The following is a 247-nucleotide window of genomic DNA, read 5'->3' as shown; positions in this document are numbered from 1 at the left end:
TATAGTTTAAACCACTGCCATACTCTTCAATACATTGGTCTACAATCATTCCTCTTGCATTACAGAATTGACGTGAAAACGATACCTGATTCTGTAAATCATCCTTTTGATTTCTTATAGAAACTCTTGCATAAATAACAACCTGTCGAGTGTCATTCTCTGTATCTATGCCTTTAAATTGAAGATATTGGTTGTAAGTATAATAACGCCTGTCAGTTGGAGTTCGATTTGCTTTTAGCGTTCCTTC

1 protein-coding gene is annotated in these 247 nt (G+C 34.8%); it reads right to left on the bottom strand.

Annotated elements, in window-relative coordinates; translation table 11 throughout:
* Positions 1-247, bottom strand: a 247-nt coding sequence (locus tag LJE09_RS17740; protein ID WP_227311646.1) for a recombinase family protein, incomplete at both ends; no start/stop codon positions are given.

It is taken from the genome of Blautia sp. DFI.3.45, assembly GCF_020593505.1.
Classification (GTDB): domain Bacteria; phylum Bacillota; class Clostridia; order Lachnospirales; family Lachnospiraceae; genus Blautia_A; species Blautia_A wexlerae.
The sequence above is the reverse complement of the archived record's forward strand: the minus strand, read 5'-3'. Positions and strand labels throughout refer to the sequence as shown.